We start from the raw sequence: 25848 nt of genomic DNA, 5'->3' as shown, positions 1-25848 counted from the left end.
CATAACTATTTATCAATAACTACAAGCACAGGACTAGCATGCTCGATCCCAATATGCTGCGCAATGAGCTAGACGCAGTTGCCGAAAAACTGGCTCGCAGAGGTTTTAAACTTGATGTTGAGATGTTGCGCCAACAAGAAGAGCGCCGCAAAGTTTTACAGGTTGAAACAGAAAGTCTGCAGGCAGAACGTAACTCCCGATCGAAAATGATTGGCGCGGCCAAAGCACGTGGCGAAGATATCGAGCCATTACGCCTGGAAGTGAATGCGTTGGGTGAAAAGCTCGATGCAGCTAAGGCTGAGCTAGATAAATTACAAAACGAAATTCGCGATTTGGCATTGTCTATTCCTAACCTGCCAGATGATTCTGTTCCTATGGGCAGAGATGAAAATGACAACGTTGAAGTCAGCCGCTGGGGTGAACCACGCAAGTATGATTTTGAAGTGAGAGATCATGTTTCTCTGGGTGAAATGGCCGGTGGTCTTGATTTCGCTGCTGCCGTGAAGCTGACAGGTGCCCGTTTTGTGGTGATGAAAGGGCAAATTGCTCGCATGCACCGCGCGTTAGCACAATTCATGCTGGATCTGCACACTGAAAAACACGGTTATCTCGAAACCTATGTCCCTTATTTGGTTAACCATGCGACGTTGTACGGAACAGGTCAGTTGCCTAAGTTTGGTGGTGATTTATTCCACACCAAACCATTGGAAGAAGAGTCAGATAGCAGCAACTATGCATTGATTCCTACGGCTGAAGTACCTGTGACCAACTTGGTGCGTGATGAGATTCTGGAAGAGGAATCTCTGCCATTGAAAATGACCGCTCATACACCGTGCTTCCGTTCTGAAGCCGGTTCCTATGGCCGTGATACTCGTGGCTTAATTCGTATGCATCAGTTCGACAAAGTCGAAATGGTACAAATCACGCGCCCAGAAGATTCAATGGCGGCACTGGAAGAACTGACGGGTCATGCCGAGAAAGTTCTGCAATTGTTGGAATTACCTTACCGTAAAGTATTGCTGTGTACTGGCGATATGGGCTTTGGCTCCAGCAAAACTTACGATTTGGAAGTATGGTTACCCGCGCAAAATACGTACCGCGAAATCTCTTCATGTTCCAACATGTGGGATTTCCAAGCGCGCCGTATGCAAGCTCGCTGCCGTAATAAAACGGATAGAAAAACCCGTTTGGTTCATACACTGAATGGTTCTGGCTTGGCAGTAGGGCGTACGTTGGTTGCCGTGCTGGAAAACTACCAGCAGGCTGATGGCCGTATCCAAGTTCCCGACGTTTTACGCCCTTATATGGGTGGGTTAGAATTTATTGGTTAATAAAAACAGAGGGTATTTTGCCCGGTTTTTGTTACCACGCTAAAAGCGCCTTCGGGCGCTTTTTCTTTTTGGATAGCTGTCAGCGTGCTGATTCAGGAGGATTGATATCGATGGAACAACATATTGTGCTATCCCCTATTGAGAGGTAATTGACTTTTTTATCGCCAGTGGCATGATGCGCTCACTTCCATCATCCCGACGGTTTCTGTCTTATTATGTCCGCATATTCTCGCCCGGTGCTGCTTTTGCTCTGTGGGCTTTTGCTGTTTACGATTTCTATCGCGGTTTTAAATACATTGGTTCCCCTCTGGTTATCTCATCAACAGTTGCCAACCTGGCAAGTGGGGATGGTTAGCTCATCATATTTTACCGGAAATCTTGTTGGGACATTGATTGCTGGGCGGTTGATTCAACAGCTCGGATTTAATCGCAGCTATCACTACTCCTGCATTTTATTTGCTGTCGCGACCTGCGGGCTGATGTTGTCAGTCGATTTTTGGAGCTGGTTAGGATGGCGCTTTTTTGCTGGTGTTGCCTGCGCGCTGATTTGGGTGATTGTCGAAAGTGCATTGCTGCGCAGCGGTACATTAACCAATCGTGGCCAACTGCTAGCAGCTTACATGATGGTTTATTATTTGGGGACTGTGACCGGGCAACTACTCTTGGGTGTGGTTTCAACACAATTGCTGAATGTTATTCCTTGGGTCAGTGCGTTGGTCATCACGGCAATGCTGCCACTGTTATTTGCCCATTTCTCGCATCAAGGTAGTAGTGAGTCATCGCATGTTGCCGTTTGGCCAATGCTAAAACGCCGTAGCGCGCGTCTGGGCATTAATGGCTGCATTATCTCAGGTGTGTTGTTGGGGTCCCTCTATGGGCTGCTCCCGCTGTATTTATCACATCAGGGAATGAGTGATGCGAGCGTCGGGTGGTGGATGGCACTGCTGGTCAGCTCTGGCATTATCGGGCAGTGGCCAATAGGCAAAATGGCGGATCGCTATGGCCGTTTATTGGTGCTGCGGATTCAAGTGTTTGTCGTCATTCTTGGCAGTGTCGCTATTTTGGGTAACTACGCACTGGCGCCAGCACTGTTTATTCTAGGGTGCGCTGGTTTTACGCTTTATCCCGTGGCAATGGCGTGGGCGTGTGAAAAAGCCAGCGCTGATGAGTTGGTGGCGATGAATCAGGCTTTACTGATGAGTTATACCATCGGCAGCTTGGCCGGGCCGACTATGACCTCACTGCTGATGCAGCGCTATTCAGATAATTTATTGTTTGTGATGATTGCGGGTGTGGCGCTAGTGTACTTAATGATGTTACTGCGCAAACCTGACCAACAACACACGCCTTTTGCGGCAGTGTAGTGGAAAAAAAATGCCGCCTGCGGGTTAATCCAGCGGCGGCATAACTTCAATGATATCTTTAATTGAGTATCAATAGATCACTTTGTGACCATAACTTTCCAGAATACCTTTTACTCTATCCATGATTTCCTTGGAAGGCGGTTTAACACCATCCAACTTGTATTCTTCGCCCATGGCAACCCATTTATGCTTACCCAGTTCGTGGTAAGGCAGTAATTCGATTTTCTCAATATTGGTCATGTTCTGGGTAAACTCACCCAGCATATGGGCTGATTTGTCATCATCTGACCACCCCGGTACAACCACATAACGAATCCAGGTTTTCTGGTTACGCTTTGCCAAATAACGAGCAAATTCCAGTGTCCGGTGATTGGAGACGCCGACCAGATTTTGATGCACGCTGTCATCCATCTGTTTTAAATCCAGCATGACTAAATCTGTGGCATCCAATAATTCATCAATAACTGGGTCATAACGACGCACGAAGCCATTGGTATCTAGGCAAGTATGAATGCCTTCTTCATGACAGGCGCGGAACCAATCACGTACAAATTCGGCCTGCAAGATAGCTTCGCCACCAGAAGCCGTTACACCACCACCGGAAGCATTCATAAAGTGGCGATAGGTGATGGCTTCTTTGACTAATTCTTCAACGGTAACTTCTTTACCGCCGTGGGTGTCCCAAGTATCACGGTTATGGCAATACAGGCAACGCATCAAGCAGCCCTGGAAGAATACGATAAATCGGATGCCAGGGCCGTCAACGGTGCCACAGGATTCGAATGAGTGAATACGACCAAGTACTGGTTTGGTAGCCCCCTCTGTGGCGGGGGTTTCCGTTGTAATACAATCTATTATCTTGTTCATAAAGTTCCAGTTAGTGCCATTTGGTTCTGAATGGTGGACATTATATGGACATTCCATTTATGGGATTCAGTGCTACCGCATCTTGCAAAAAGTCAGGTGCAAAGTGCGCATACGTCATCGTTTGTTGTATTGTGGAGTGTCCTAAAATTCGTTGTAGTGTAATAATATTACCTCCATTCATCATAAAATGCGTTGCGAAAGTGTGCCTCAATATGTGCAATGCCTGACCGTCAGGGATGTCAGGTTTCATTTCCCTTAGTATTCTACGGGTTTTAGTATAGTTTGACTTGAATAGTTCCTCAGAAATAGGAACAGATCGCCGCTTGCCGTTCTTAGTTTTCATAAAAGTAACCATGTTATTAAATACATGTTCACCTTTCAGAGCTGAAACCTCACCCTACCGCGCACCAGTAGCCAGGCAAACTAAAGCCACTTTCCGATCATCATCCTCTAATAACCCCAGCAGTTTGGGTAATTCATCGGATGACAGAAACGCCATTTCTGATTCAGGTTCTTTCAGCTTCTTAATCCCGCTAAATGGGTTTTGACAGTGATATTCACCCGCGTTAATTAGCTTGGTGAATAGCCCCATCAAGACAGAACACTCACGGTCAATGCTCGATGTCTTAAGCCCTGTATTTAGCAAGTGAACCCGATAGTCTGTGATGGTTTTTTTTTGTCAGTTGGTCGGCCCTGATAACCCCCATTGCGGCTAATTTTTTCATCGTGGCAATTAGCCGGCCTTTCTCAACCTCCCCGCGTGTATGGCTCTTACCGTGATATATCCACCACAGATCAAGTAACTCAGTTAATTTTCTACGGTCTGCGGGTTTCTCTAGAAGAATAAACGCAACGACGCGCAAAGCCAGACGCCGCAAGGGTTTGCGCCAAATGGCTGGGAAATTTTCATACTGTAAAAATGAGTACGAAATTTACAACGGTCACTGGCGTGAATCACGTCGTTAAGAGAAGGGAAGTTATCAGGTAAAAGACTGATATGAGAAGTTTAGCTTGTGGCTATAGTTAGATTCTGGGCTTTAATTTAAGGAACTCTATATGCATTTTGGCGTTAATTCATGTCTCTGTACTTCAACTCAAAGTTTGGTATCAGATGTTGATAAACCATATAAACAGCAAAAATTACCTGAACACAATATTTCCTCAGGCGGTTATGTTACGACTAGTAGCACAGTTCGAGCATCAGAAATTAAGCCATTGGTTTCGAGCATCCATCCCAAAACAAGAATGAGTGAGAGTGAGTATTTAGAGTACAAAGAAATGATGAAAAATTTGGGGTGTCTGCAGGAAAAAAAAGTCTCATTTAAAGAGCCAGATGACTCTTCTAGTAAGAAATTAGTAATTTCCACAGATTACGATATTCCAAGAGAGCATCCAATATCCGCGGATTATGATATTCCGAGAAAACATCCAATATCCACAGATTACGACATTCCAAGAAAATACCCGATATCCGCAAATTACGACATTCCGAGAAAATAGCGAATGTCCTTAAATTAAAAAAGTCCCGCAAGCGGGACTTCTTTTGTCGACATGGTCAATATGTGGACGAGACCTGAAATTAATCCTTTAATTTCAACTTGTTAACCTTGTTTAAAAGTCACCAAGTACTGACATAGCAGGATTTCTCCAATGCTGGATGAATAAAGGCCCCACTAAAGTGGAGCCTTTAAGTTTATGCCATTTTACTGCAGCAGGGAATTATATCGACTGTGTAAAGGTACGAGTAATCACATCCTGCTGTTGTTCTTTGGTCAGTGAGTTAAAACGAACAGCGTAACCTGATACACGGATTGTCAACTGCGGATATTTTTCCGGGTTTTCCATCGCGTCTAACAGCATTTCGCGGTTCATTACGTTCACGTTCAGGTGTTGACCACCTTCAATGGACGACTCGTGATGGAAGTAACCATCCATCAGACCTGCCAGGTTAGCTTTACGAACTTCATCGTCTTTACCCAGCGCGTTTGGCACGATAGAGAAGGTATAAGAAATACCATCTTTCGCATAAGCAAACGGCAGTTTAGCAACAGAGGTCAGAGAGGCAACAGCACCTTTCTGGTCACGGCCGTGCATTGGGTTAGCACCTGGACCGAATGGAGCACCAGCACGGCGACCATCTGGGGTGTTACCTGTTTTCTTACCATAAACCACGTTAGAGGTGATGGTCAGCACAGACTGAGTTGCTACGGCACCACGGTAAGTACGCAGCTTCTGAATTTTCTTCATGAAGCGCTCAACCAGGTCACAAGCAATATCATCAACGCGTGAGTCGTTGTTACCAAACTGTGGATACTCGCCTTCGATGTTGAAGTCGATAGCCAAGCCATCAGCATCACGGATGGTGCTTACTTTGGCATATTTGATAGCAGACAGGGAGTCAGCAGCAACAGACAGACCTGCAATACCACACGCCATAGTACGGTAAACATCACGGTCATGCAGTGCCATCAGCGCAGCTTCATAGCTGTACTTGTCATGCATGTAGTGAATGATGTTCAGCGAGGTAACGTATTGTTTAGCCAGCCAATCCATAAAGTGGTCCATGCGGTCCATGACTTTGTCATAGTCCAGCACGTCGTCCATCATTGGCGCTTCTTTCGGACCAACCTGAATTTTCAGTTTTTCGTCAACGCCACCGTTGATTGCGTACAACATGGTTTTCGCCAAGTTTGCACGAGCACCGAAGAACTGCATTTGTTTACCGACAATCATCGGGCTAACACAACACGCGATGGCATAGTCATCGTTGTTGAAGTCAGGGCGCATCAGGTCATCGTTTTCATACTGTACAGATGAAGTATCGATAGACACTTTAGCGGCAAATTTTTTGAAATTCAGTGGCAGTTTTTCTGACCACAGGATGGTCATATTCGGCTCTGGAGAAGGCCCCATGGTGTACAGGGTATTCAGGAAGCGGAAGCTGGTTTTAGTCACCAGAGTACGGCCATCAACGCCCATACCTGCCAGAGACTCAGTTGCCCAGATTGGGTCACCAGAGAACAGCTCATCATACTCAGGCGTACGCAGGAAGCGAACCATACGCAGTTTCATAACCAAATGGTCAATCAGTTCTTGCGCTTCTTCTTCAGTCAGTTTGCCTTCTTTCATGTCGCGTTCAATGTACACGTCAAGGAAAGTAGACACGCGACCGAAGGACATTGCAGCACCGTTCTGAGATTTAACCGCAGCCAGATAGCCGAAGTAAGTCCACTGTACAGCTTCACGTGCGTTAGTCGCAGGACCGGAGATATCACAACCATATTTGGCTGCCATTTCTTTGATCTGAGCCAGAGCACGATGCTGTTCAGCAATTTCTTCGCGCAGCTGGATAGTCATTTCCAGATCTTTACCGTTTTCCAGGTCATCCTGTAAAGAGTTGAACTGAGCCAGTTTGTCTTTCATCAGGAAGTCGATACCGTAAACGGCTACGCGACGATAGTCACCGATGATACGGCCACGGCCATAAGCATCTGGCAGACCAGTCAGTACACCAGACTTACGGCAGTTCAGGATATCTTTGGTATAAACGTCGAACACACCTTGGTTGTGCGTTTTACGGTATTCGGTGAAGACTTTTTTCAGTTGCGGGTCAAGTTCACGGCCGTAAACTTTGCAAGAGCCTTCTACCATTTTGATGCCGCCGAATGGAATCAGGGCACGTTTCAATGGTTTTTCAGTCTGCAAACCAACGATGGTTTCCAGATCTTTGTTGATGTAGCCAGCATCATGGGAAATGATGGTTGAAGCTACGTCGGTATCAAAATCAACTGGCGCATGGGTGCGGTTTTCCAGTTTGATACCTTCCATAACCATGTCCCACAACTTGGTGGTCGCTTCGGTAGGGCCGGCAAGGAATGACTCATCGCCTTCATAAGGAGTGTAGTTTTTCTGGATGAAGTCACGAACGTTGACTTCATTCTGCCAATCGCCTTTGGTAAAACCCTGCCATGCTTTGGCCAATTTTTCATTAAGTTCGGTCATAATGCATCTACCTTTTAATGTGAATTTCTTCGAAAACCGTGTGCGGCCACTCAGTGTTGCTGGTCACCGCGCAGATAAATTACCCAGTAAGTCAAACCTACCAATAATCCGCCGCCAATGATGTTACCGATAGTGACGGGGATCAGGTTATCAATAATAAAGTTACTTACGGTTAAGTGAGCAAATTGCTCAGGTGCAGCTCCTATGGATTGCCAAAATTCAGGCGAAGCGAAGTTTTTAATCACAATACCCATAGGAATCATAAACATATTTGCGATGCTATGCTCAAAGCCGCTGGCAACAAACATTCCCACCGGTAAAATCATCGCGAACATCTTGTCCATTATGGTACGGCCGGAGTAACTCATCCACACCGCAAGGCAGACCATCAAATTAGCCAAAATACCCAAGCAGATGGCTTCAATAAAAGTATGGTGCAATTTATGGTCGGCGGTTTGTAAAACATTCAAACCCCATTGACCATTGGCCACCATATATTGACCTGCAAACCAAATAAGGCACACAAAGAATAGTGCACCGACTAGGTTCCCAATATAGACATTAACCCAGTTGCATCCCAGTTGGCGCCAAGTAATTCGGCCACTGGCTTTGGCGACAGTTGTGAGTACAGTCGAAGTGAAAAGATCACCACCACATACCACTACTAACATTAGCCCCAGGGAGAAACAAATACCACCCACTAACTTGGCAAAGCCGAAAGGCACGCCCGCAGTACCGGTAGTCGCAGTAATATAAAAAACAAACGCAATTGAAATAAACACACCAGCAGTAATCGCTAAATAAAAGGTTTTTAGCGGATGCTTGGTGGCTTTATAGACACCGGCATCTTCGGCTACTTTAGCCATTGCCGCAGGTAATAATGCATCGAAGGGGTTGTCAGCTTTCACACTAACTCTCTCTTAAGGGTTAATAAAGCACAACGAGATACTAGCAAAGCAGTATAGCGTGAAAATTGATATGGATCATATTGCGCGAGTTTAGTTCGCTATAAAACACTACAAAATGTGTGTCTAATGAAGTTAAGTTGTTGATTTTTAAAGTGAAAAAATATTTTAAGATTTACAAAAAATTTTGATTGCTCTGTTTTAAAGCCGTTGGAAACGTTAATTAAAAGGAGTATTTGTAGCTATTTTTATTTTTCGCCATCATTAAAAATTAACGCTTTATTCACCTTTGCAGCTATTTTATCTGAATGACAAATAATGTTTGTTTAAAGGTGCTATTTCCACTCAACGTGGCGTCAGAAAATAACGTTTTTTTATGACAAAAACAATTATTGCTTTTGGTTATTTGTATTTATTTTCATCAGGAATAATTGCAAAAATTAAATAGAGGGGGAACGTGCCGTGAAAGGGAAAAGTAAAGCGACAATTGCCGCTTTACTTGAAGGGTGTTTATTCGCCTTTAGACCAATAGCGGCGTTTAGCAGCTTGTAATTTGGCATAGGCACCCAACAGGGCTTGATGCGCAGGGAGGGCTTTCAGCTCTTCATCAACACTGAATAAACCATTAAAGCGCACTTCACCGACGAGTGCTGCTGAGGCTGTCTCTACAGCTTCCTGACCATACATCTTCACAAAGGCGCTGTGATATTGCACAGGATCACGATCTGGCTCTTGGGTCAGCAACAGTAAGGTTTGCAGGCAACGGTAATAATTGGCCTGTTTTGCAGTGAAGACCGAAGAGTTGAAATCTTGTGTCCATTCTACCCAAATCAGCGCTTGTTCCAAATCACCGCCCGCCAGTGCCAGCATAGATTTCAGTTCACCGACACGCAGGGTATACCAGCCGTTATCTTTGCCAGAGGCGATGCCGAGCAGTTCACGCACCCGCGCGAAATCATCCAAACCGTCGTCGTCCAATTTCTGAATGAGTTCCAGATACTGCTCTGGCTGCCAGTCACTGTCCGGTAGCGCTAGAATTGTGTCGCGCAGATGTACACCCATAGTGTTGTTTGCCATTAACAAGTCTTCGGCAGGATAAATATCTGACATCCCCGGTACCAGAATTCGGCAAGCATAAACACCAAGATGTTCATAATCAGCGATATACACCTCAGCGTCTTCTTGCTTAAAGATGTCCATCAACGTTGCGAACTCTTCTTCGGTAGTGCCTTTAAAGCTCCAATCAACAAACGGATAGTCAGCCTCTTCTTTAAACATATCCCAACTGATCAGGCCGCTTGAATCAATAAAATGCGTTTCCAGATTGGTATGTTCAGCGACTTCTTCATCGTCAAAGGTTGGTGCAGTAAAGACATCCAAATCTTTCAGGCTGCGGCCTTGTAATAACTCAGTCACGGTACGTTCAAGGGCAACACCAAAGTCAGGGTGTGCGCCGAATGAAGCAAAACAGGTGCCATTTGATGGGTTAAACAGCACCACACAAATGACTGGGTAAGCACCACCTAATGACGCATCGTAAGAGAGGATTGGGAAACCTTCTTCTTCCAGTTTGGCAATGGCCTCTACGACGTCTGGATAGCGATTGAGCACCTCAACTGGGATTTCTGGCAAGCTGATTGATTCCGCGATAATGCGATTTTTTACCGAGCGTTCAAACACTTCTGATAATGCCTGCACGCGAGCCTCATTGGCGGTATTCCCGGCAGACATGCCGTTTGATACATACAGATTGCCGATAATATTCATAGGAATATAGACGGTTTCTAAATCTGACTGGCGAGTGAAAGGCAGTGAGCAGATTCCTCGTTTGGCATTACCCGACTGCAAATCCACCAGATCACTGGCAAGCAACTCTTGCTCTGGATCGTAAAACGCCAACAGGCGCTCATCCAAAATACCTTCTGGCAGTAAGTCATCTTCAGGGATTGGGAACCATTTCTCGTTCGGATAATGAACGAAATCGCCCTCTGCAATGCCTTTGCCCAGATAGAAATCGGCGAAGAAATAGTTTGTTGATAAACGCTCGAAATATTCCCCCAAGGCCGAAGCCAGTGCCGCTTTCTTGCTGGCACCTTTGCCATTGGTAAAACACAGCGGGCAGTCACGATCGCGGATATGTACCGACCAAACGTGAGGAACCGGGTTCAGCCAGGAGGCTTCTTCAATATTAAAACCGAGGTCGCTCAGTTTTTGCTGAAAGCGGGAGATGGAGTCTTCCAGCGCGGCGTCTTTGCCGGGAATAAAGGTTTGAGTCATTGTCTTCACTTTTTGGCGGTACTAAAAACGCGCAATCATACGGGGTTTTGGTTAATAGCTCCACGTATTCCTAAAGCACAGTAAATGTCACAGTTTTTATATGGATATTCCGGATAATTCACTAGCTTATAAATAATGGAGTCATAATATGAAATCTATAAAGCTAACTGTCTTAGCCGGAATCTTAGCAGGGATCAGCGGTTCGGCCTTTGCTCTACCTAATATAACCTTGTTGGCAACTGGGGGAACTATTGCCGGTGGCGGTGATTCAGCGACCAAATCTAACTATACTGCCGGAAAACTGGGGGTTGATGCTCTGGTCAATGCCGTGCCAGAAATGAAAAAACTCGCCAATATTCAAGGTGAGCAAGTGGTGAATATCGGTTCTCAAGATATGAATGATGAAGTCTGGCTGAAGTTGGCGAAAAAAATTAATACAGACTGTGCCAAAACTGACGGATTCGTAATTACTCATGGTACTGATACACTTGAAGAAACTGCGTATTTTCTCGATTTAACCGTCAATTGTGATAAACCTGTGGTGATGGTTGGGGCGATGCGCCCGGCAACCGCTCTTGGCGCTGATGGCCCGTTGAATCTCTACAATGCTGTCGTTGTCGCCAGTGATACCAATTCGGCTAAACGCGGTGTGCTGGTTGCCATGAATGACCAAGTGCTGACTGGCCGTGATGTGATGAAAACCAATACCACCTCGGTACAAACCTTCCAATCCCCGAACACTGGCCCGCAGGGCTATATCTATGATGGCAAGGTCAATTATTTGTATCAGCCAACACCAAGACAACCTGCTTTTGATATCAGCAAGTTGGATACCTTACCGAAAGTCGGCATTATCTATAACTATGCCAATGCATCTGATTTACCTGCTAAGGCATTGATTAGCGATGGATATCAGGGAATTGTCAGTGCCGGTGTCGGCAACGGAAACCTTTACCATACTGTGTTTGATACATTAGCAACGGCGGCACATAACGGCGTTACCGTGGTGCGATCATCTCGAGTACCAACAGGCTCTACCACGGAAGATGCCGAAATTGACGATACCAAATATGGCTTTGTTGCTTCCGGTTCACTCAATCCACAAAAAGCACGGGTATTGTTACAACTGGCATTAACACAAACGCAAAAACCACAAGAAATCCAAAAGTTATTCCATACATACTGATTTAATTCATCTTTAGCGGAGGCTTCGGCCTCCGTCTATTTTTTATTACCTGTAATCTGAAATTAAAAACGCAAATACTTTCTGCCAGCTACCTTTAATAAATATCAGGCAAGGATTTGTGGATCTTTTTAGACAGCAGGAAAACAATAAATGAAAACGTTCGATTTCAACCGGATGGCTTTGGATAAATTCCCTATCGAATTTTTAGCCGAGGTGGGTATCCGATGTTTATTTACCTTTGTCTTAGTATTCTTATTTCTTAAATTGAGCGGCCGCCGGGGTGTGCGGCAGATGTCACTATTTGAAGTCGTGATTATTCTGACACTCGGTTCCGCGGCAGGTGACGTCACCTTTTATGAAGATGTCCCTATGCTGCCGGTTGTTATGGTCTTTATCAGCATTATGATTATGTACCGCTTATCCACTTTCTTGATGTCACGCAGCGAAAAAATACAACAATGGATGGAAGGTAAACCATTGATTATTGTAAATGACGGTGTGTTTGCTTGGGAAAGTATGCAGCAGGAAAATATTACTCATGATGAGTTTTTTATGGAATTGCGCCATCAAGGCGTAGAACACTTGGGTCAGGTGCGGTTGGCGATTCTAGAAGTCAATGGTGCTATTAGCGTCTTTTTCTTCACTAATGAACAGGTTAAACCCGGGTTGCCTGTTCTACCAAAATGTTGTGTTAAGTCATTTAATACCATAAAGAAAAGTGGTGAATATGCCTGTAGCCAATGTAGCCTCATTATTACATTATCAGCGGGTTCACACGCCACCTGCCAACGGTGCGGTCACCACCACTGGGTAGAGGCTTTGCACCATCAACGGGCAAAATGAGTTATCTATTGTGCTGTAAGAGTATGGTGGGGCTACTTTTGGTGAATAATTTCAAATTAATGACAAGATAACGCACAGCATGCTGAGGCCGATGCTGAGAGTTTCTCCCTCACCAGTGAATAACCGTTGCAGCAGGCTGACTCGGATGATAAAACCGAGGGATGGGTTATGACGATGGCAATCTTAGTTAAGTGTGGTGAGGGGAAATGACACAGGTTTATAATTTTAGTGCAGGGCCTGCAATGCTGCCGGTTGAAGTTTTACGTCGTGCAGAACAGGAATTACGTAACTGGCATGGGCTGGGTACGTCGGTCATGGAAATTAGTCATCGTAGCAAAGAGTTTATGCAGGTGGCTGAAGAGGCAGAAAAAGATCTGCGCGATTTGATGCAGATCCCTGCTAATTATAAAGTGTTATTTTGCCACGGCGGTGCACGCGCACAGTTTGCGGCGGTTCCACTGAACTTGCTCGGTGACAACAATACCGCTGATTATATTGACGGCGGTTATTGGGCGCACAGTGCCATTAACGAAGCACAAAAATATTGCACACCAAATGTCATTAATGTGAAAACTGATGATAATGGCGTGGTTGGCATTCAATCAATGAAACAATGGAAGTTGAGTGAGAATGCGGCCTTTGTGCATTATTGCCCAAATGAAACCATTGATGGTCTTGCTATCGATGAAGAACCTGACTTTGGGAACAAAGTCGTGGTTGCTGACTACTCATCATCTATCCTTTCTCGCCCGATTGATGTTAGCCGTTATGGTGTTATTTATGCCGGCGCCCAGAAAAATATCGGCCCAGCAGGGCTGACAGTGGTTATCGTGCGTGAAGATTTGCTGGGCAAGGCCCGTAAGGAACTGCCATCAATTCTTGATTATAAGGTTTTGGCAGACAACGATTCGATGTTCAACACCCCACCAACTTTCGCTTGGTATCTCTCAGGCTTGGTCTTTAAATGGCTGAAAGAGCAGGGTGGTTTGGCTGAAATGGAAAAACGCAATCAGGCCAAAGCAGAGTTACTGTACAGCGCTATTGACCGCACCGGTTTCTACCGCAATCAGATTGCTGCTGCTAACCGCTCGCGAATGAATGTGCCGTTCCAAATGAAAGATGCTTCGCTAGACAAACTCTTCTTAAGTGAAGCTGAAGCTCAAGGGCTGCAAGCATTAAAAGGCCACCGGGTAGCGGGGGGAATGCGCGCTTCTATTTATAACGCTATGCCAATTGAAGGTGTTAAAGCATTAACAGATTTTATGGCTGATTTTGAACGCCGCCATGGTTGATCTCTGTACGCGGATATTTATCTGCACCAGTTTATTCATCGCCATGATTTAAATAATTATTTTTTTCAGTAACAATAATGTATCAGTAACAACAGCCCCGTCCTGTGCGGGGCTGTTGCTCATAAAAGACTGGAGAGTGTTTTTCCCATGCTGGAATCCCTGACTTTACAACCCATTGCCCTGATTAATGGCACCGTTAATTTACCTGGTTCTAAAAGTGTTTCTAACCGTGCACTTCTTCTGGCAGCGTTGGCTGAGGGGACGACCCAGCTAAGCAACTTATTAGACAGTGATGACATCCGCCATATGCTCAATGCCCTTGAAGCATTAGGCGTAAAATTCCGCCTTTCTGCTGACCGTACCCGTTGTGAAGTGGATGGCCTTGGCGGCAAATTGGTCGCTGAGCAGCCATTGGAGCTGTTTTTGGGCAATGCTGGAACGGCAATGCGCCCCTTGGCGGCAGCTTTGTGTTTGGGGCATAGCGATATTATTTTGACCGGTGAGCCGCGAATGAAAGAGCGACCAATTGGTCATTTAGTCGATGCATTACGTCAGGGCGGTGCACAAATTGATTATCTTGAACAAGAAAACTACCCGCCATTACGCTTACGCGGTGGTTTCCGTGGTGGCAAGCTGACGGTAGATGGCAGTGTTTCCAGCCAATTCCTGACGGCATTATTGATGACGGCTCCACTTGCTGAACAAGATACTGATATTCAGATTCAAGGGGAGTTAGTTTCCAAACCTTATATCGACATTACCCTGCATTTGATGAAAGCTTTTGGTGTTGATGTCGTGCACGAAAATTACCAAGTCTTCCATATTAAAGGCGGCCAGACTTATCGTACGCCGGGGACTTATCTCGTCGAGGGGGACGCATCATCTGCCTCCTACTTCTTGGCGGCGGCGGCGATTAAAGGCGGCACTGTGCGAGTTACCGGTATTGGTAAGAAAAGTGTGCAGGGTGATACCAAATTTGCCGATGTGCTGGAAAAAATGGGGGCTAAAGTGAGCTGGGGCGATGACTATATCGAATGTAGCCGTGGTGAATTACACGGCATTGATATGGACATGAACCATATCCCTGATGCAGCGATGACCATTGCAACCACCGCATTATTTGCCGACGGCCCGACAGTGATTCGCAATATTTATAACTGGCGAGTCAAAGAAACGGACCGTTTATCCGCGATGGCGACAGAGTTAAGAAAAGTCGGTGCCGAAGTGGAAGAGGGGCAGGATTATATTCGCGTTGTCCCTCCTGCGCAGTTAATTGCAGCAGAAATAGGGACTTACAATGATCACCGTATGGCGATGTGTTTCTCTTTGGTGGCGTTGTCCGATACTCCGGTCACGATTCTGGATCCTAAATGTACCGCCAAAACTTTCCCAGATTATTTTGAACAACTGGGCCGTTTGAGCCAGTAATGCAAATTTGCTACTAACATAATTTAGTTGTGGAAATGGGTGCCAATCGGCGCCCATTTTTATGTGATAAAGGTCAGCTGCAAACAAGTAATCGCTGGTCTTTGCCCCTGACGTGTTGGCTCGCAAATTAACAAAAGATAAATATTTTTACTGTCTATCTTCCCCATCTCCTCTACACTTTCGCTACAGCCTATGGTTTTATTTTCAGCAACTAAACCACGGTAGGGTAACAGTTCACTCCGATGCAGCGTATAATACTGCTCCTGTGTTTGCCCTGTCGGGTAGACAAGAGGTTTTGCCTACCGAAAGGAGAGATAAATGACGGCGTCAGCCCCGGTGATAACCGTTGATGGACCAAGTGGTGCAGGTAAAGGGACGCTTTGTAAAGCACTGGCTGAATCGCTGGGCTGGAATTTGCTTGATTCTGGTGCGATTTACCGTGTTTTGGCTTTGGCAGCGCTGCATCACCACGTTGATATCAGCACCGAAGAGGCACTCGTTCCACTAGCTGCACATCTCGATGTTCGTTTTGTCTCACAGAATGGGCAGTTAAAAGTGATTTTGGAAGGTGAGGATGTCAGTAATGAAATCCGCACTGAAACTGTAGGTAACACAGCGTCGCAGGCTGCAGCTTTCCCGCGAGTGCGTGAAGCATTATTGCGCCGGCAGCGAGCATTTCGCGAGGCGCCAGGCTTGATTGCTGATGGCCGCGATATGGGTACAGTGGTCTTTCCTGATGCACCAGTGAAAATATTTCTTGATGCAAGTTCGCAAGAACGTGCACACAGGCGCATGCTACAGTTGCAGGAAAAGGGGTTTAGTGTTAACTTTGAACGTCTTTTGTCCGAGATACAGGAGCGGGATGACCGTGATCGTAATCGGGCTATTGCTCCTTTAGTCCCTGCGGCAGATGCATTGGTACTGGATTCAACCAGTATGTCCATCGAGCAGGTGATTGAACAAGCACTGGTTTACGCCCAAAGAATTCTAGCGTTGCCGTTAAAAAAATAACGACAATGCCGTCCGTTCTGAGCTCTCAACGATTTATTTTTTAATTAAAATTATTTTTGATGAGCACTTTAACCTTGCTGCAAGGATGTGTGGCGAGGCATGTGAAACAACCCCATCCGGCGGGATGCTAGATGGACGTTAAACTTAAGAATCCTGAAGATTATTAACATGACAGAATCTTTTGCTCAACTCTTTGAAGAATCCCTGAAAACAATTGAAACACGTCCGGGCTCTATCGTCCGTGGTGTTGTTGTTTCTATCGATAAAGATATCGTACTGGTTGACGCCGGTCTGAAATCTGAGTCAGCAATTCCAGCAGAACAGTTCAAGAACGCGCAAGGTGAACTGGAAATTCAAGTTGGTGACGAAGTTGACGTTGCTCTGGACGCTGTTGAAGACGGCTTCGGTGAAACTCTGCTGTCCCGTGAAAAAGCTAAGCGTCACGAAGCTTGGATCACGCTGGAAAAAGCTTACGAAGAAGCTGAAACCGTTACTGGTGTGATCAACGGCAAAGTGAAGGGCGGCTTTACAGTCGAACTGAACGGCATCCGTGCGTTCTTGCCTGGTTCACTGGTTGATGTGCGTCCAGTTCGCGATACTCTGCATCTGGAAGGCAAAGAGCTTGAGTTCAAAGTCATCAAGCTGGATCAGAAACGCAACAACGTCGTTGTTTCTCGTCGTGCAGTTATCGAATCCGAGAACAGCGCTGAGCGTGATCAATTGCTGGAAAACCTGCAAGAAGGCATGGAAGTTAAGGGTATCGTTAAGAACCTGACTGACTACGGTGCATTCGTTGATCTGGGTGGCGTTGATGGCTTGCTGCACATTACTGACATGGCTTGGAAACGTGTTAAACACCCAAGCGAAATCGTCAATGTGGGCGACGAAATCACTGTTAAAGTTCTGAAATTCGACCGCGAACGTACTCGTGTATCCCTTGGCTTGAAACAGCTGGGCGAAGATCCATGGGTTGCTATCGCTAAACGTTACCCAGAAGGCACTAAGCTGACTGGTCGTGTAACTAACCTGACTGATTACGGTTGCTTCGTAGAAATCGAAGAAGGCGTTGAAGGTCTGGTACACGTTTCAGAAATGGATTGGACCAACAAAAACATTCACCCGTCTAAAGTTGTTAACGTTGGCGACGTAGTGGAAGTTATGGTTCTGGACATCGATGAAGAACGTCGTCGTATTTCTCTGGGCCTGAAACAGTGCAAATCTAACCCATGGCAGCTGTTTGCAGAAACCCACAACAAAAACGACCGCGTTGAAGGTAAAATCAAGTCTATCACTGACTTCGGTATCTTCATCGGCCTGGACGGCGGTATCGACGGCCTGGTTCACCTGTCTGACATCTCCTGGAACGTTGCAGGCGAAGAAGCAGTTCGTGAATATAAGAAAGGCGACGAAATCGCAGCTGTGGTTCTGCAAGTAGATGCAGAACGTGAGCGTATCTCTCTGGGTGTGAAACAACTTGCAGAAGATCCATTCAATAACTACCTGTCTGTAAACAAGAAAGGTGCTATTGTTACTGGTAAAGTCACTGCAGTTGACGCCAAAGGTGCTACAGTTGAATTGGCAGGCGGCGTAGAAGGTTATCTGCGTGCTTCCGAAGCAACTCGCGATCGCGTTGAAGATGCAACGTTGGTTCTGAACGTCGGTGATGAAGTTGAAGCCAAATATACTGGCGTTGACCGTAAAAACCGCGTAATCAGCCTGTCTGTTCGTGCTAAAGACGAAGCTGATGAGAAAGATGCTATTGCTACAGTTAACAACAAGCCAGAAGAAGGTAACTTCTCTAGCGCAATGGCAGAAGCGTTCAAAGCTGCAAAAGGCGAGTAATAACGGGGGGCGGTCTTTCCGCCCCTATACGGTAGTTTAGCTGCAAAGCTTGGAGGTAATATGACCAAGTCTGAACTTATTGAAAGACTTGCTGGCCAGCAATCTCACATACCGGCGAAAGTCGTTGAGGATGCAGTGAAAGAAATGCTTGAACATATGGCTGGAACACTAGCTGAAGGTGAGCGCATTGAGATCCGAGGATTTGGCAGTTTTTCTCTTCACTACCGTGCTCCGCGTGTTGGCCGCAATCCAAAGACTGGCGATAAAGTTGATTTGGATGGTAAGTACGTTCCGCACTTTAAGCCAGGTAAAGAACTGCGCGATCGCGCTAATATCTACGGTTAAGCTGTTTACGGCTTACCGCGTTATTATTTATACCCAAAGTGCTTGGAGCGATTGTTCCAAGTAAAATAGGTATAACGCTGATACGAAACGGTGCCTTTAACGGCACCGTTTTTATTTTGCACATCATTTCTTCATTTTTTATGTATCCACCACTCCAGAACGTACTTTCCTTTCAATAATGCCCGCTCGTTTTAGAGGCATCCCGCATTTCCATGATTAATTTTGCAACAAGATAAAGCGGTTCGCGAACCCACTCTAAATGCCTGTTTTTAATGCTGGCTGTATTCCCTCGCTCCATAGAAAATCAGCATCTTACTTACGAAGTAACGGATGGCAATGATGCTATCTGGTAATAATAAAATGGACGGTCTCATATCACTTTATCAATTGATCATGCCGCTACGGCGATAGTTGTCGGGTTACTCCCTCTCATGTTTTTGCCTCAACTGCCAGGGACTATCACCATTAGCACACTCCTGCTCTTGGCTGCATTGCTATGGACCCGCAGTCATCTCTATTGTCAGTGCCTTACGCTGGCCTTAATTAGCTTCGTTTGGGGCAGTTGGCACGGAGACAAGGTATTGAGGCAAATTGCTCAGTTGACTCAAAGGGAGTTACACGTTGTTGGAATAATAAAAAGCCCGCACTTGGCAGAAATAGAAAGCAATCAGGTGCTATTAGATATTCAGCAAGTTAATGGGCAGCGAGTCTTTCCACCGATGACTGTGATGATTAAGTGGCAAAAGAACCTCGCATATTGTGCCGGTCAGCGGTGGAACTTGCAGCTAAAGATGCGGGGCGTGCACAGTTTACTTAATGAGGGTGGCTTTGATAGCCAGCGCTGGGCGGTAGCTAATCGTCGCCCATTACAAGGACGAATGATTCATGCTCAATTACTTGACGCACGCTGTAATCTTCGCCAACAGGCAATTCAGACGATTGAACAACAGCTTGAACCCTATGAGCAACGAAAAGTATTGCTGGCGCTGGCTTTTGGGGAGCGGCGGCAAACAGAGACTCAATTCTGGGCGCTATTACGTGATACGGGTACGGCACACCTCATGGCCATTTCTGGTTTGCACATTGCCATGGCTGCGTTATTCGGTGGGGCAGTGGCGCGCTGTGTACAATTTTTCCTTCCTGTGAGTTGGATCCGACCATTGTTCCCTCTGTTGGTTGGCTGGCTTATTGCAATGGTCTATGTCTGGCTGGCGGGCGCGAATCCACCTGCGGTTAGAGCTGCTATTGCCTTAACACTATGGCTGTTGCTCAGATTGATGGGGATATCGTGTAGTGCATGGCAAGTGTGGTTGTGGGCGTTGGCACTCATTTTACTGAGTGACCCACTTGCCGTCCTTTCCGACAGTTTCTGGCTCTCCTGTCTGGCGGTCTTTAGCTTGATATGTTGGTTCTATTGGATGCCGCTTTCACCCTGTTTTAAAAGAGGCTGGCGTGGAGGGGTTATCCGCTGCTTACATTTGCAATTGGGCATGATGTTATTGTTGATGCCGATACAAATCGTTCTTTTTCATGGCATCAGCTTATTTTCAATACCCGCGAATCTCTGGGCAGTTCCTCTGGTTTCTTTGGTTACAGTCCCTTGTGTCTTGTTGGCATTGGCTTTTGCACTATTTCCGGCTATTGCTACTGTGTTTTGGTCTTTGGCCAATGTATCGCTAACTGCTGTATTTTTACCTCTTAATTATTTGAGTTCAGGGTGGTTTTATACTGGTGCCGCATTTGTCGCTTTGGGGGCTGGCGGCTGGCTAGCAATGTTTATTTGGCGCTTTCAATGGTGGCGTAGCTATCCCATTGGGATAATAGTCCTTTGCGTAAATGTGGCACTGTTCATTCAGCGGCGTGATGAATATCTCTGGCGCGTTGATATGCTGGATGTTGGACACGGTCTGGCGGTGGTGATTGAGCGAGGAGGAAAGGCAATCATATTTGATACAGGCAACCGCTGGGCTACCGGCAGCATGGCATCAATGGTTGTTCTACCTTATTTACGTTGGCGTGGTATTACCGTCGAGCAAATTATCCTTAGCCATGACCATCAGGATCATACTGGCGGGTTGATCGAGCTTCAGTCTGCTTTTCCTCTGGCTACAGTCCGAGCTTCATTCCCTTTAAAGAATGTCATCAATGCATTGCCTTGCAAGAAAGGAGAAGTATGGCAGTGGCAAGGCTTAAATTTCGAGGTTTTATGGCCTATGACACAAGTGGCTAATGCACAAAATGATTATTCATGTGTTATTCGCATTGATGATGGTCAGTACAGTTTATTGCTGACGGGGGATCTGGAAATGAAGGGTGAACATGAATTAGTTAAACTTTTTCGGGGAAAATTAGCATCCACAGTGCTACAGGTTCCCCACCATGGCAGCAACTCATCTTCAACTGCGCCCTTTCTACGGGCGGTGAAACCAGAATTGGCATTTACTTCTGTTGCACGCTATAACCAATGGCACCTGCCCGCCAGAAAAGTCCTGAAACGTTATCAAAAAAATAGCATTATCTGGCGTGATACTGCGGTCTCAGGGCAACTAAGTGTGCATTTTTACAGCGATAGTTGGCAAATTAATGGCTATCGAGAACAATTAATGCCACGTTGGTATCACCAGCAATTTGGCGTTGGAGGTCATAATGAGTAGAATGGGCCGCTATTTCTTCTGGTGCTGGTATTTGCATGATGAATGATAAAGATCTATCCACTTGGCAGACGTTCCGTCGCCTCTGGCCAATGATCTCTCCTTTTAAGACCGGTCTTGTAGTTGCGGCGATAGCATTAATCCTTAATGCCGCCAGTGACACGTTTATGCTGTCATTACTGAAACCATTGTTAGACGATGGTTTTGGTAAAGCTAACAGCTCAATTTTAAAATGGATGCCTCTGGCCGTAATTGGTCTGATGGTTGTTCGTGGTGTGACCGGCTTTATTTCAAGCTATTGCATCTCATGGGTCTCTGGCAAGGTCGTGATGCATATTCGTCGCCGCCTATTCAGCCATATGATGGGAATGCCGGTGTCCTTTTTTGACCAGCAATCGACCGGTACTCTGTTATCACGTATTACTTATGACTCGGAGCAAGTTGCAGCATCTTCTTCTGGTGCACTGGTCACCGTCGTGCGGGAAGGGGCCTCGATTATCGGCTTGTTCATCATGATGTTTTATTACAGCTGGCAGCTGTCGCTGATTTTAATTGTCATCGCGCCGATTGTGTCGGTCTCTATCCGATTGGTTTCTAAGCGTTTTCGTAATATCAGTAAAAACATGCAAAGCACCATGGGGGAAGTGACGACCAGTGCAGAGCAAATGCTGAAAGGGCACAAAGAAGTTTTGATCTTTGGTGGGCAGAAAGTTGAAACCGAGCGCTTTGAAGCGGTCAGTAATCGTATGCGTCAGCAAGGAATGAAACTGGTTTCTGCCTCTTCCATCTCAGACCCGATCATTCAGTTGATTGCCTCTTTTGCCTTGGCATTTGTGCTCTATGCGGCAAGTTTCCCCAGCGTAATGGAAACGCTAACGGCGGGGACGATTACTGTCGTGTTCTCAGCCATGATTGCTCTGATGCGTCCATTGAAGTCATTGACCAACGTGAACGCGCAATTCCAGCGTGGTATGGCGGCTTGCCAGACGCTATTTACTATTCTGGATATGGAGCAGGAAAAAGATGATGGCAAATTGGAAGTGGAACGCGCTAAAGGCGATATAGAATTCCGTCACGTGACGTTCTACTACCCTGGCAAAGATACCCCTGCATTGAACGATATCAATATGCACCTCGAAGCGGGTAAAACCGTAGCATTGGTCGGGCGTTCTGGTTCTGGGAAATCGACAATCGCCAATCTACTGACGCGTTTTTATGATGTAAGTGAAGGCAGTATTTTGATGGATGGTCATGACTTGCGTGAGTATCGGTTGGGTTCGTTACGTAATCAGGTCGCGTTGGTTTCGCAAAATGTTCATCTATTCAACGATACAGTTGCCAATAACATCGCTTATGCACGCGATGAGCATTACAGCCGTGCAGAAATCGAAGAAGCTGCCCGAATGGCTTATGCGATGGACTTTATCAATAAAATGGAAAATGGCTTGGACACAGTCATTGGTGAGAATGGTGTCATGCTTTCTGGTGGTCAGCGCCAGCGTATTGCCATTGCGCGTGCTTTATTGCGTGATTGCCCAATATTGATCCTGGATGAAGCCACTTCGGCGTTGGATACTGAATCTGAGCGGGCAATTCAATCCGCATTGGATGAGTTACAAAAGAACCGAACTTCATTGGTTATTGCCCATCGCTTATCCACTATTGAAAAAGCCGATGAGATTCTGGTTATTGAAGATGGCCGTATTGTTGAACGTGGTGTGCATGCCGAATTGTTGGCGAAAAAGGGCGCTTATGCCCAACTTAACCGTATGCAGTTTGGCCAATGATTGAACGTATCTGGTCTGGGAAATCGTGGCTGTATTTATTGCTGCTACCGCTATCCTGGCTATATGGTGCAATCACTTGGCTAATCCGAACCAGCTATACACTGGGGCTGCGCTCAAGTTGGCGCGCTCCAGTGCCAGTTATCATTGTGGGCAATCTTACTGCTGGGGGGAATGGTAAAACTCCGGTGGTTATCTGGTTGGTGGAACACTTACAATCACGGGGCTACCATGTTGGTGTAGTGTCTCGCGGTTATGGTGGCAAGTCAGATGTGTACCCGTTGTTGCTCTCCAATGAAATAACCACTGCACAGGCCGGTGATGAACCCGTGTTGATTTTTCAGCGCACCGGTGCGCCAGTTGCTGTCTCGCCAACACGTTCTGAAGCGGTCAAAGCCTTACTGAAAAATCACAAGCTGGATTTCATTATTACCGATGATGGTTTACAACATTACGCGCTACAGCGTGATTTTGAGCTAGTGGTGATTGATGGTGTGCGCCGCTTTGGTAACGGCTGGTGGCTTCCTGCGGGGCCAATGCGGGAACGGGCCGGGCGATTGCACAGCGTGGATGCGGTGATAACCAATGGCGGTGTTGCAGCCACCGGCGAAATACCCATGCAGTTAGTCGCACGGGAGGCTGTCAATTTGGTCACAGGCGAGCGCCTTTCGGCACAGCAGTTACGGCATGTCGTTGCTATGGCCGGAATTGGCCACCCGCCGCGTTTTTTTGCCACGTTGAAGCAGTTGGGCATTGAGCCAAAAAATGAATATGCCTTTGCAGATCATCAAGATTATTCATTAGCTCAACTTAGCCCACTCACATCAGGGCCACAAATTTTGCTGATGACCGAAAAAGATGCTGTCAAATGCCGTGCTTTTGCTCAACCTAATTGGTGGTATCTACCTGTAGATGCACAGTTGCCACTGGATCAGGCTGAACAATTGCTACTGAAAATTCAGGCTCTCTCCCGTCATTCGTCGTAATTCAATTTATAAACCCAGTGACGCACGTTTCAGCGCTTTTGCACATGCTGCTAGCGAGCGCTGCTGAGTTTGTTCGTACAATTGCAGTTCATCAATGACTTCAACGCCCAAATCACGTTGAAAATCCTGCTGGTTGGAATGTCCAGCAAAGTGACTTTGCCCTTTATCCCCTAAATTGGATTGGAAAATCCCCGCAGCACTGACTGGTAAAAAATCCTCGTAAACCAAAGGCTCATATCGAATGAACTCGGCGTGGATTAATTCATCCAAGGTTAAATTTTGGATGGATACCGCAGCAACACTGAGACTTTTCTCTGTGGGAAAATAACGGAAAAAGGCGAGTTTTTCTGCTCGCATCGTCGGATAATCATCAGGAAACTGGCGAAACTGTTCGCTGAGAATAGCGCTATATTGCTCAGCATTTTTCTCATTCGCTGGAACCTGTAGTTGATCCTGTGCGGCCTGCAATAAACAGTCATATAGAGCACGTCCTTTCGCCGTCAGTGCGGCACCACGCTGTTCTATCTCTCCGAAACGGGCGGTGTGGTGCCCTTGAACTAACAGCCCATCGGTAGAGACGAAGGCGACTTTTTCTTCCAATGCCTTAAAACTGGTTTGTCGCAACAGTATTGGGCAATGACGTGGCGGTGGGCCTTCGATCACGGCTTTTGGAGTAATGTTATGTTCCGGCATCGCCGTTTGCACGGCATCTATATTCAGTGTCCGTGGGGTCAGGTGATTAATATGTGGCCCCTTAAAAGCGACGACATCAGCAATTAGGCGATGTTGATCATGCAGTTGCTGATAAACCTCGACACTGACTGTAGCCTGATTATGCCAGCGGAATATCTCCAACGCTTGGGTGATAAAATCAGTCGCGTCATCATCAGTTAGCCCACCTGCTGTTTCATTTTTGACAATTAATTCGATAACACGCGAGGTGAAAATGTTTCGTTTAGCAAGAATATCAGCAGCTTGCTGCCTCAGTTCAGATTGTTCTATTAACTCTAGGCGCAACAGTGAGGTGAAAATTCTAAATGGACAGGCTTGCAGTGAGGCCTCATGTATGGCGCGAAATGCTGTGGAGTGAACAGGCACACCTGCGGGGGCCAGATCATAATAGCCCACGGGGACCATACCCATGACAGCAAACAAGCGACGTAAGGTGGCAAGTTCGGCAGCCGTTCCTACCCGGATAGCACCATGCCGCTCCATACCAAGCCGCTCGATTTCCCCGGTTTGGCGTAAATGGCGAGTCAGTTCGGGTTGTTGCTCCATGTTGTGATTGTTAATGTCAGCAACCAATTGCAATAAGGTGCCGTACAGTGGGACTTCGGTCTGATACATGTCGGACATGGCACGAGAGAATCTGGCACGGATTTCATCGGGATGAACAAATGGTTGGTGAGTCATAATCAGATTGCTCCTGTAGCCTGGTTATCGCGTCTGTTAAACGTGCATATTCAAATTTTATTTTAGGTTGATATTGGTAAATTGGAGGGTAAGCAGCGGAGAATATTGAATTTTTATGCGTAGCATCTCATTGATGCTGCCCTGTGATACATATTCCCAGATAAAATGGTTGCATGATGGTATGTTTTATGAGTAAATAGCCGTCGGCCTGTGATACAGACCTATTTATGTGTAAGAGTGTACGAGAGTAAAGCAAAGCAGTTCCTCCCAAGACGTTATCTTCTGATGCCGCTTCAAAGACGAACCTCCTAGTATCTCCGA

Annotated in this window: 21 protein-coding genes; 13 read left to right on the top strand and 8 right to left on the bottom strand. The window is 46.2% G+C overall.

The window, feature by feature from the left end:
- Nucleotides 1-38: 38 nt before the first annotated feature.
- Together serS and HUZ92_RS03680 are read left to right on the top strand one after the other, a co-directional pair.
- Entirely contained in the window at nt 39-1331 is a 1293-nt protein-coding gene (gene serS, locus HUZ92_RS03685; RefSeq protein ID WP_050097110.1) for a serine--tRNA ligase, read from the top strand.
- A gap of 215 nt (nt 1332-1546) precedes the next feature.
- Nucleotides 1547-2695: an MFS transporter gene (locus HUZ92_RS03680; RefSeq protein ID WP_050097111.1), complete on the top strand. Its 1149-nt coding sequence runs from the start codon at nt 1547-1549 to the stop codon at nt 2693-2695.
- Nucleotides 2696-2764: 69 nt separating this feature from the next.
- On the opposite strand, the gene pflA is transcribed toward HUZ92_RS03680, so the two are convergent.
- The 4 genes from pflA to HUZ92_RS21075 form a co-directional block, all read right to left on the bottom strand.
- Nucleotides 2765-3562 (bottom strand): pyruvate formate lyase 1-activating protein, encoded by a 798-nt coding sequence (gene pflA / locus HUZ92_RS03675; RefSeq protein ID WP_072087663.1) that lies wholly within the window; start codon nt 3560-3562, stop codon nt 2765-2767.
- A gap of 40 nt (nt 3563-3602) precedes the next feature.
- A complete protein-coding gene (locus HUZ92_RS20840; protein ID WP_230678320.1) occupies nt 3603-3743 on the bottom strand; it encodes a hypothetical protein in 141 nt (46 codons plus the stop codon).
- Nucleotides 3744-3959: 216 nt separating this feature from the next.
- Nucleotides 3960-4208 (bottom strand): phage integrase, encoded by a 249-nt coding sequence (locus HUZ92_RS21080; protein ID WP_422645901.1) that lies wholly within the window; start codon nt 4206-4208, stop codon nt 3960-3962.
- Nucleotides 4189-4425 carry a phage integrase gene (locus HUZ92_RS21075; RefSeq protein WP_422645905.1) on the bottom strand — a complete coding sequence of 79 codons (237 nt, stop codon included), beginning with the start codon at nt 4423-4425 and terminating at the stop codon, nt 4189-4191. Before HUZ92_RS21075 ends, HUZ92_RS21080 begins: the two co-directional genes overlap by 20 nt.
- A gap of 193 nt (nt 4426-4618) precedes the next feature.
- Between HUZ92_RS21075 and HUZ92_RS03665 the strand changes: the two genes are divergently transcribed.
- On the top strand, nt 4619-5062 hold the full coding sequence (locus tag HUZ92_RS03665; protein WP_128450873.1) for an EF-hand domain-containing protein: 444 nt from the start codon (nt 4619-4621) through the stop codon (nt 5060-5062).
- 219 nt (nt 5063-5281) lie between these two features.
- Here HUZ92_RS03665 and pflB read toward each other — a convergent pair whose 3' ends face one another.
- The 3 genes from pflB to ycaO form a co-directional block, all read right to left on the bottom strand.
- Complete coding sequence (gene pflB, locus HUZ92_RS03660) at nt 5282-7564, bottom strand: formate C-acetyltransferase (RefSeq protein WP_050097115.1); 2283 nt, start codon at nt 7562-7564, stop codon at nt 5282-5284.
- A 50-nt stretch (nt 7565-7614) separates the two neighbouring features.
- Complete coding sequence (gene focA / locus HUZ92_RS03655; RefSeq protein ID WP_050097116.1) at nt 7615-8472, bottom strand: formate transporter FocA; 858 nt, start codon at nt 8470-8472, stop codon at nt 7615-7617.
- 507 nt (nt 8473-8979) lie between these two features.
- On the bottom strand, nt 8980-10746 hold the full coding sequence (gene ycaO, locus HUZ92_RS03650; protein WP_050139704.1) for a 30S ribosomal protein S12 methylthiotransferase accessory factor YcaO: 1767 nt from the start codon (nt 10744-10746) through the stop codon (nt 8980-8982).
- Between the two features lie 148 nt (nt 10747-10894).
- Here ycaO and ansB point away from each other — a divergent pair, with 148 nt between their 5' ends.
- The 10 genes from ansB (at nt 10895) to lpxK (ending at nt 24114) form a co-directional block, all read left to right on the top strand.
- The gene (gene ansB, locus HUZ92_RS03645) at nt 10895-11932 is read left to right on the top strand and encodes an L-asparaginase 2 (protein ID WP_050097118.1); all 1038 of its coding nucleotides are present in this window, start codon (nt 10895-10897) and stop codon (nt 11930-11932) included.
- 150 nt (nt 11933-12082) lie between these two features.
- Nucleotides 12083-12775 carry a DUF421 domain-containing protein gene (locus tag HUZ92_RS03640; RefSeq protein ID WP_145579983.1) on the top strand — a complete coding sequence of 231 codons (693 nt, stop codon included), beginning with the start codon at nt 12083-12085 and terminating at the stop codon, nt 12773-12775.
- Between the two features lie 206 nt (nt 12776-12981).
- Nucleotides 12982-14067 carry a 3-phosphoserine/phosphohydroxythreonine transaminase gene (gene serC, locus HUZ92_RS03635; RefSeq protein WP_050097120.1) on the top strand — a complete coding sequence of 362 codons (1086 nt, stop codon included), beginning with the start codon at nt 12982-12984 and terminating at the stop codon, nt 14065-14067.
- A gap of 147 nt (nt 14068-14214) precedes the next feature.
- Nucleotides 14215-15495, top strand: a complete 1281-nt coding sequence (aroA, locus tag HUZ92_RS03630; protein ID WP_050097121.1) for a 3-phosphoshikimate 1-carboxyvinyltransferase — start codon at nt 14215-14217, stop codon at nt 15493-15495.
- Nucleotides 15496-15813: 318 nt separating this feature from the next.
- Nucleotides 15814-16506 carry a (d)CMP kinase gene (cmk, locus tag HUZ92_RS03625; RefSeq protein WP_050139702.1) on the top strand — a complete coding sequence of 231 codons (693 nt, stop codon included), beginning with the start codon at nt 15814-15816 and terminating at the stop codon, nt 16504-16506.
- Between the two features lie 168 nt (nt 16507-16674).
- The gene (rpsA, locus tag HUZ92_RS03620; protein ID WP_050097123.1) at nt 16675-18348 is read left to right on the top strand and encodes a 30S ribosomal protein S1; all 1674 of its coding nucleotides are present in this window, start codon (nt 16675-16677) and stop codon (nt 18346-18348) included.
- Nucleotides 18349-18408: 60 nt separating this feature from the next.
- The gene (gene ihfB, locus HUZ92_RS03615; RefSeq protein WP_050097124.1) at nt 18409-18693 is read left to right on the top strand and encodes an integration host factor subunit beta; all 285 of its coding nucleotides are present in this window, start codon (nt 18409-18411) and stop codon (nt 18691-18693) included.
- Nucleotides 18694-19124: 431 nt separating this feature from the next.
- Nucleotides 19125-21347 carry a ComEC family protein gene (locus HUZ92_RS03610; protein ID WP_230678308.1) on the top strand — a complete coding sequence of 741 codons (2223 nt, stop codon included), beginning with the start codon at nt 19125-19127 and terminating at the stop codon, nt 21345-21347.
- 35 nt (nt 21348-21382) lie between these two features.
- Nucleotides 21383-23131: a lipid A ABC transporter ATP-binding protein/permease MsbA gene (gene msbA / locus HUZ92_RS03605; protein ID WP_050097126.1), complete on the top strand. Its 1749-nt coding sequence runs from the start codon at nt 21383-21385 to the stop codon at nt 23129-23131.
- Complete coding sequence (lpxK, locus tag HUZ92_RS03600; protein WP_050097127.1) at nt 23128-24114, top strand: tetraacyldisaccharide 4'-kinase; 987 nt, start codon at nt 23128-23130, stop codon at nt 24112-24114. The genes msbA and lpxK overlap by 4 nt, the downstream gene beginning before the upstream one ends.
- 6 nt (nt 24115-24120) lie before the next feature.
- On the opposite strand, the gene hglS is transcribed toward lpxK, so the two are convergent.
- Nucleotides 24121-25527, bottom strand: coding sequence for a 2-oxoadipate dioxygenase/decarboxylase HglS (gene hglS / locus HUZ92_RS03595; protein ID WP_128450870.1), 1407 nt, complete (start codon nt 25525-25527; stop codon nt 24121-24123).
- Nucleotides 25528-25848 lie beyond the last annotated feature (321 nt).

It is taken from the genome of Yersinia vastinensis, assembly GCF_902726565.1.
Classification (GTDB): domain Bacteria; phylum Pseudomonadota; class Gammaproteobacteria; order Enterobacterales; family Enterobacteriaceae; genus Yersinia; species Yersinia vastinensis.
This window is presented reverse-complemented; position numbering and strand designations above follow the sequence as displayed.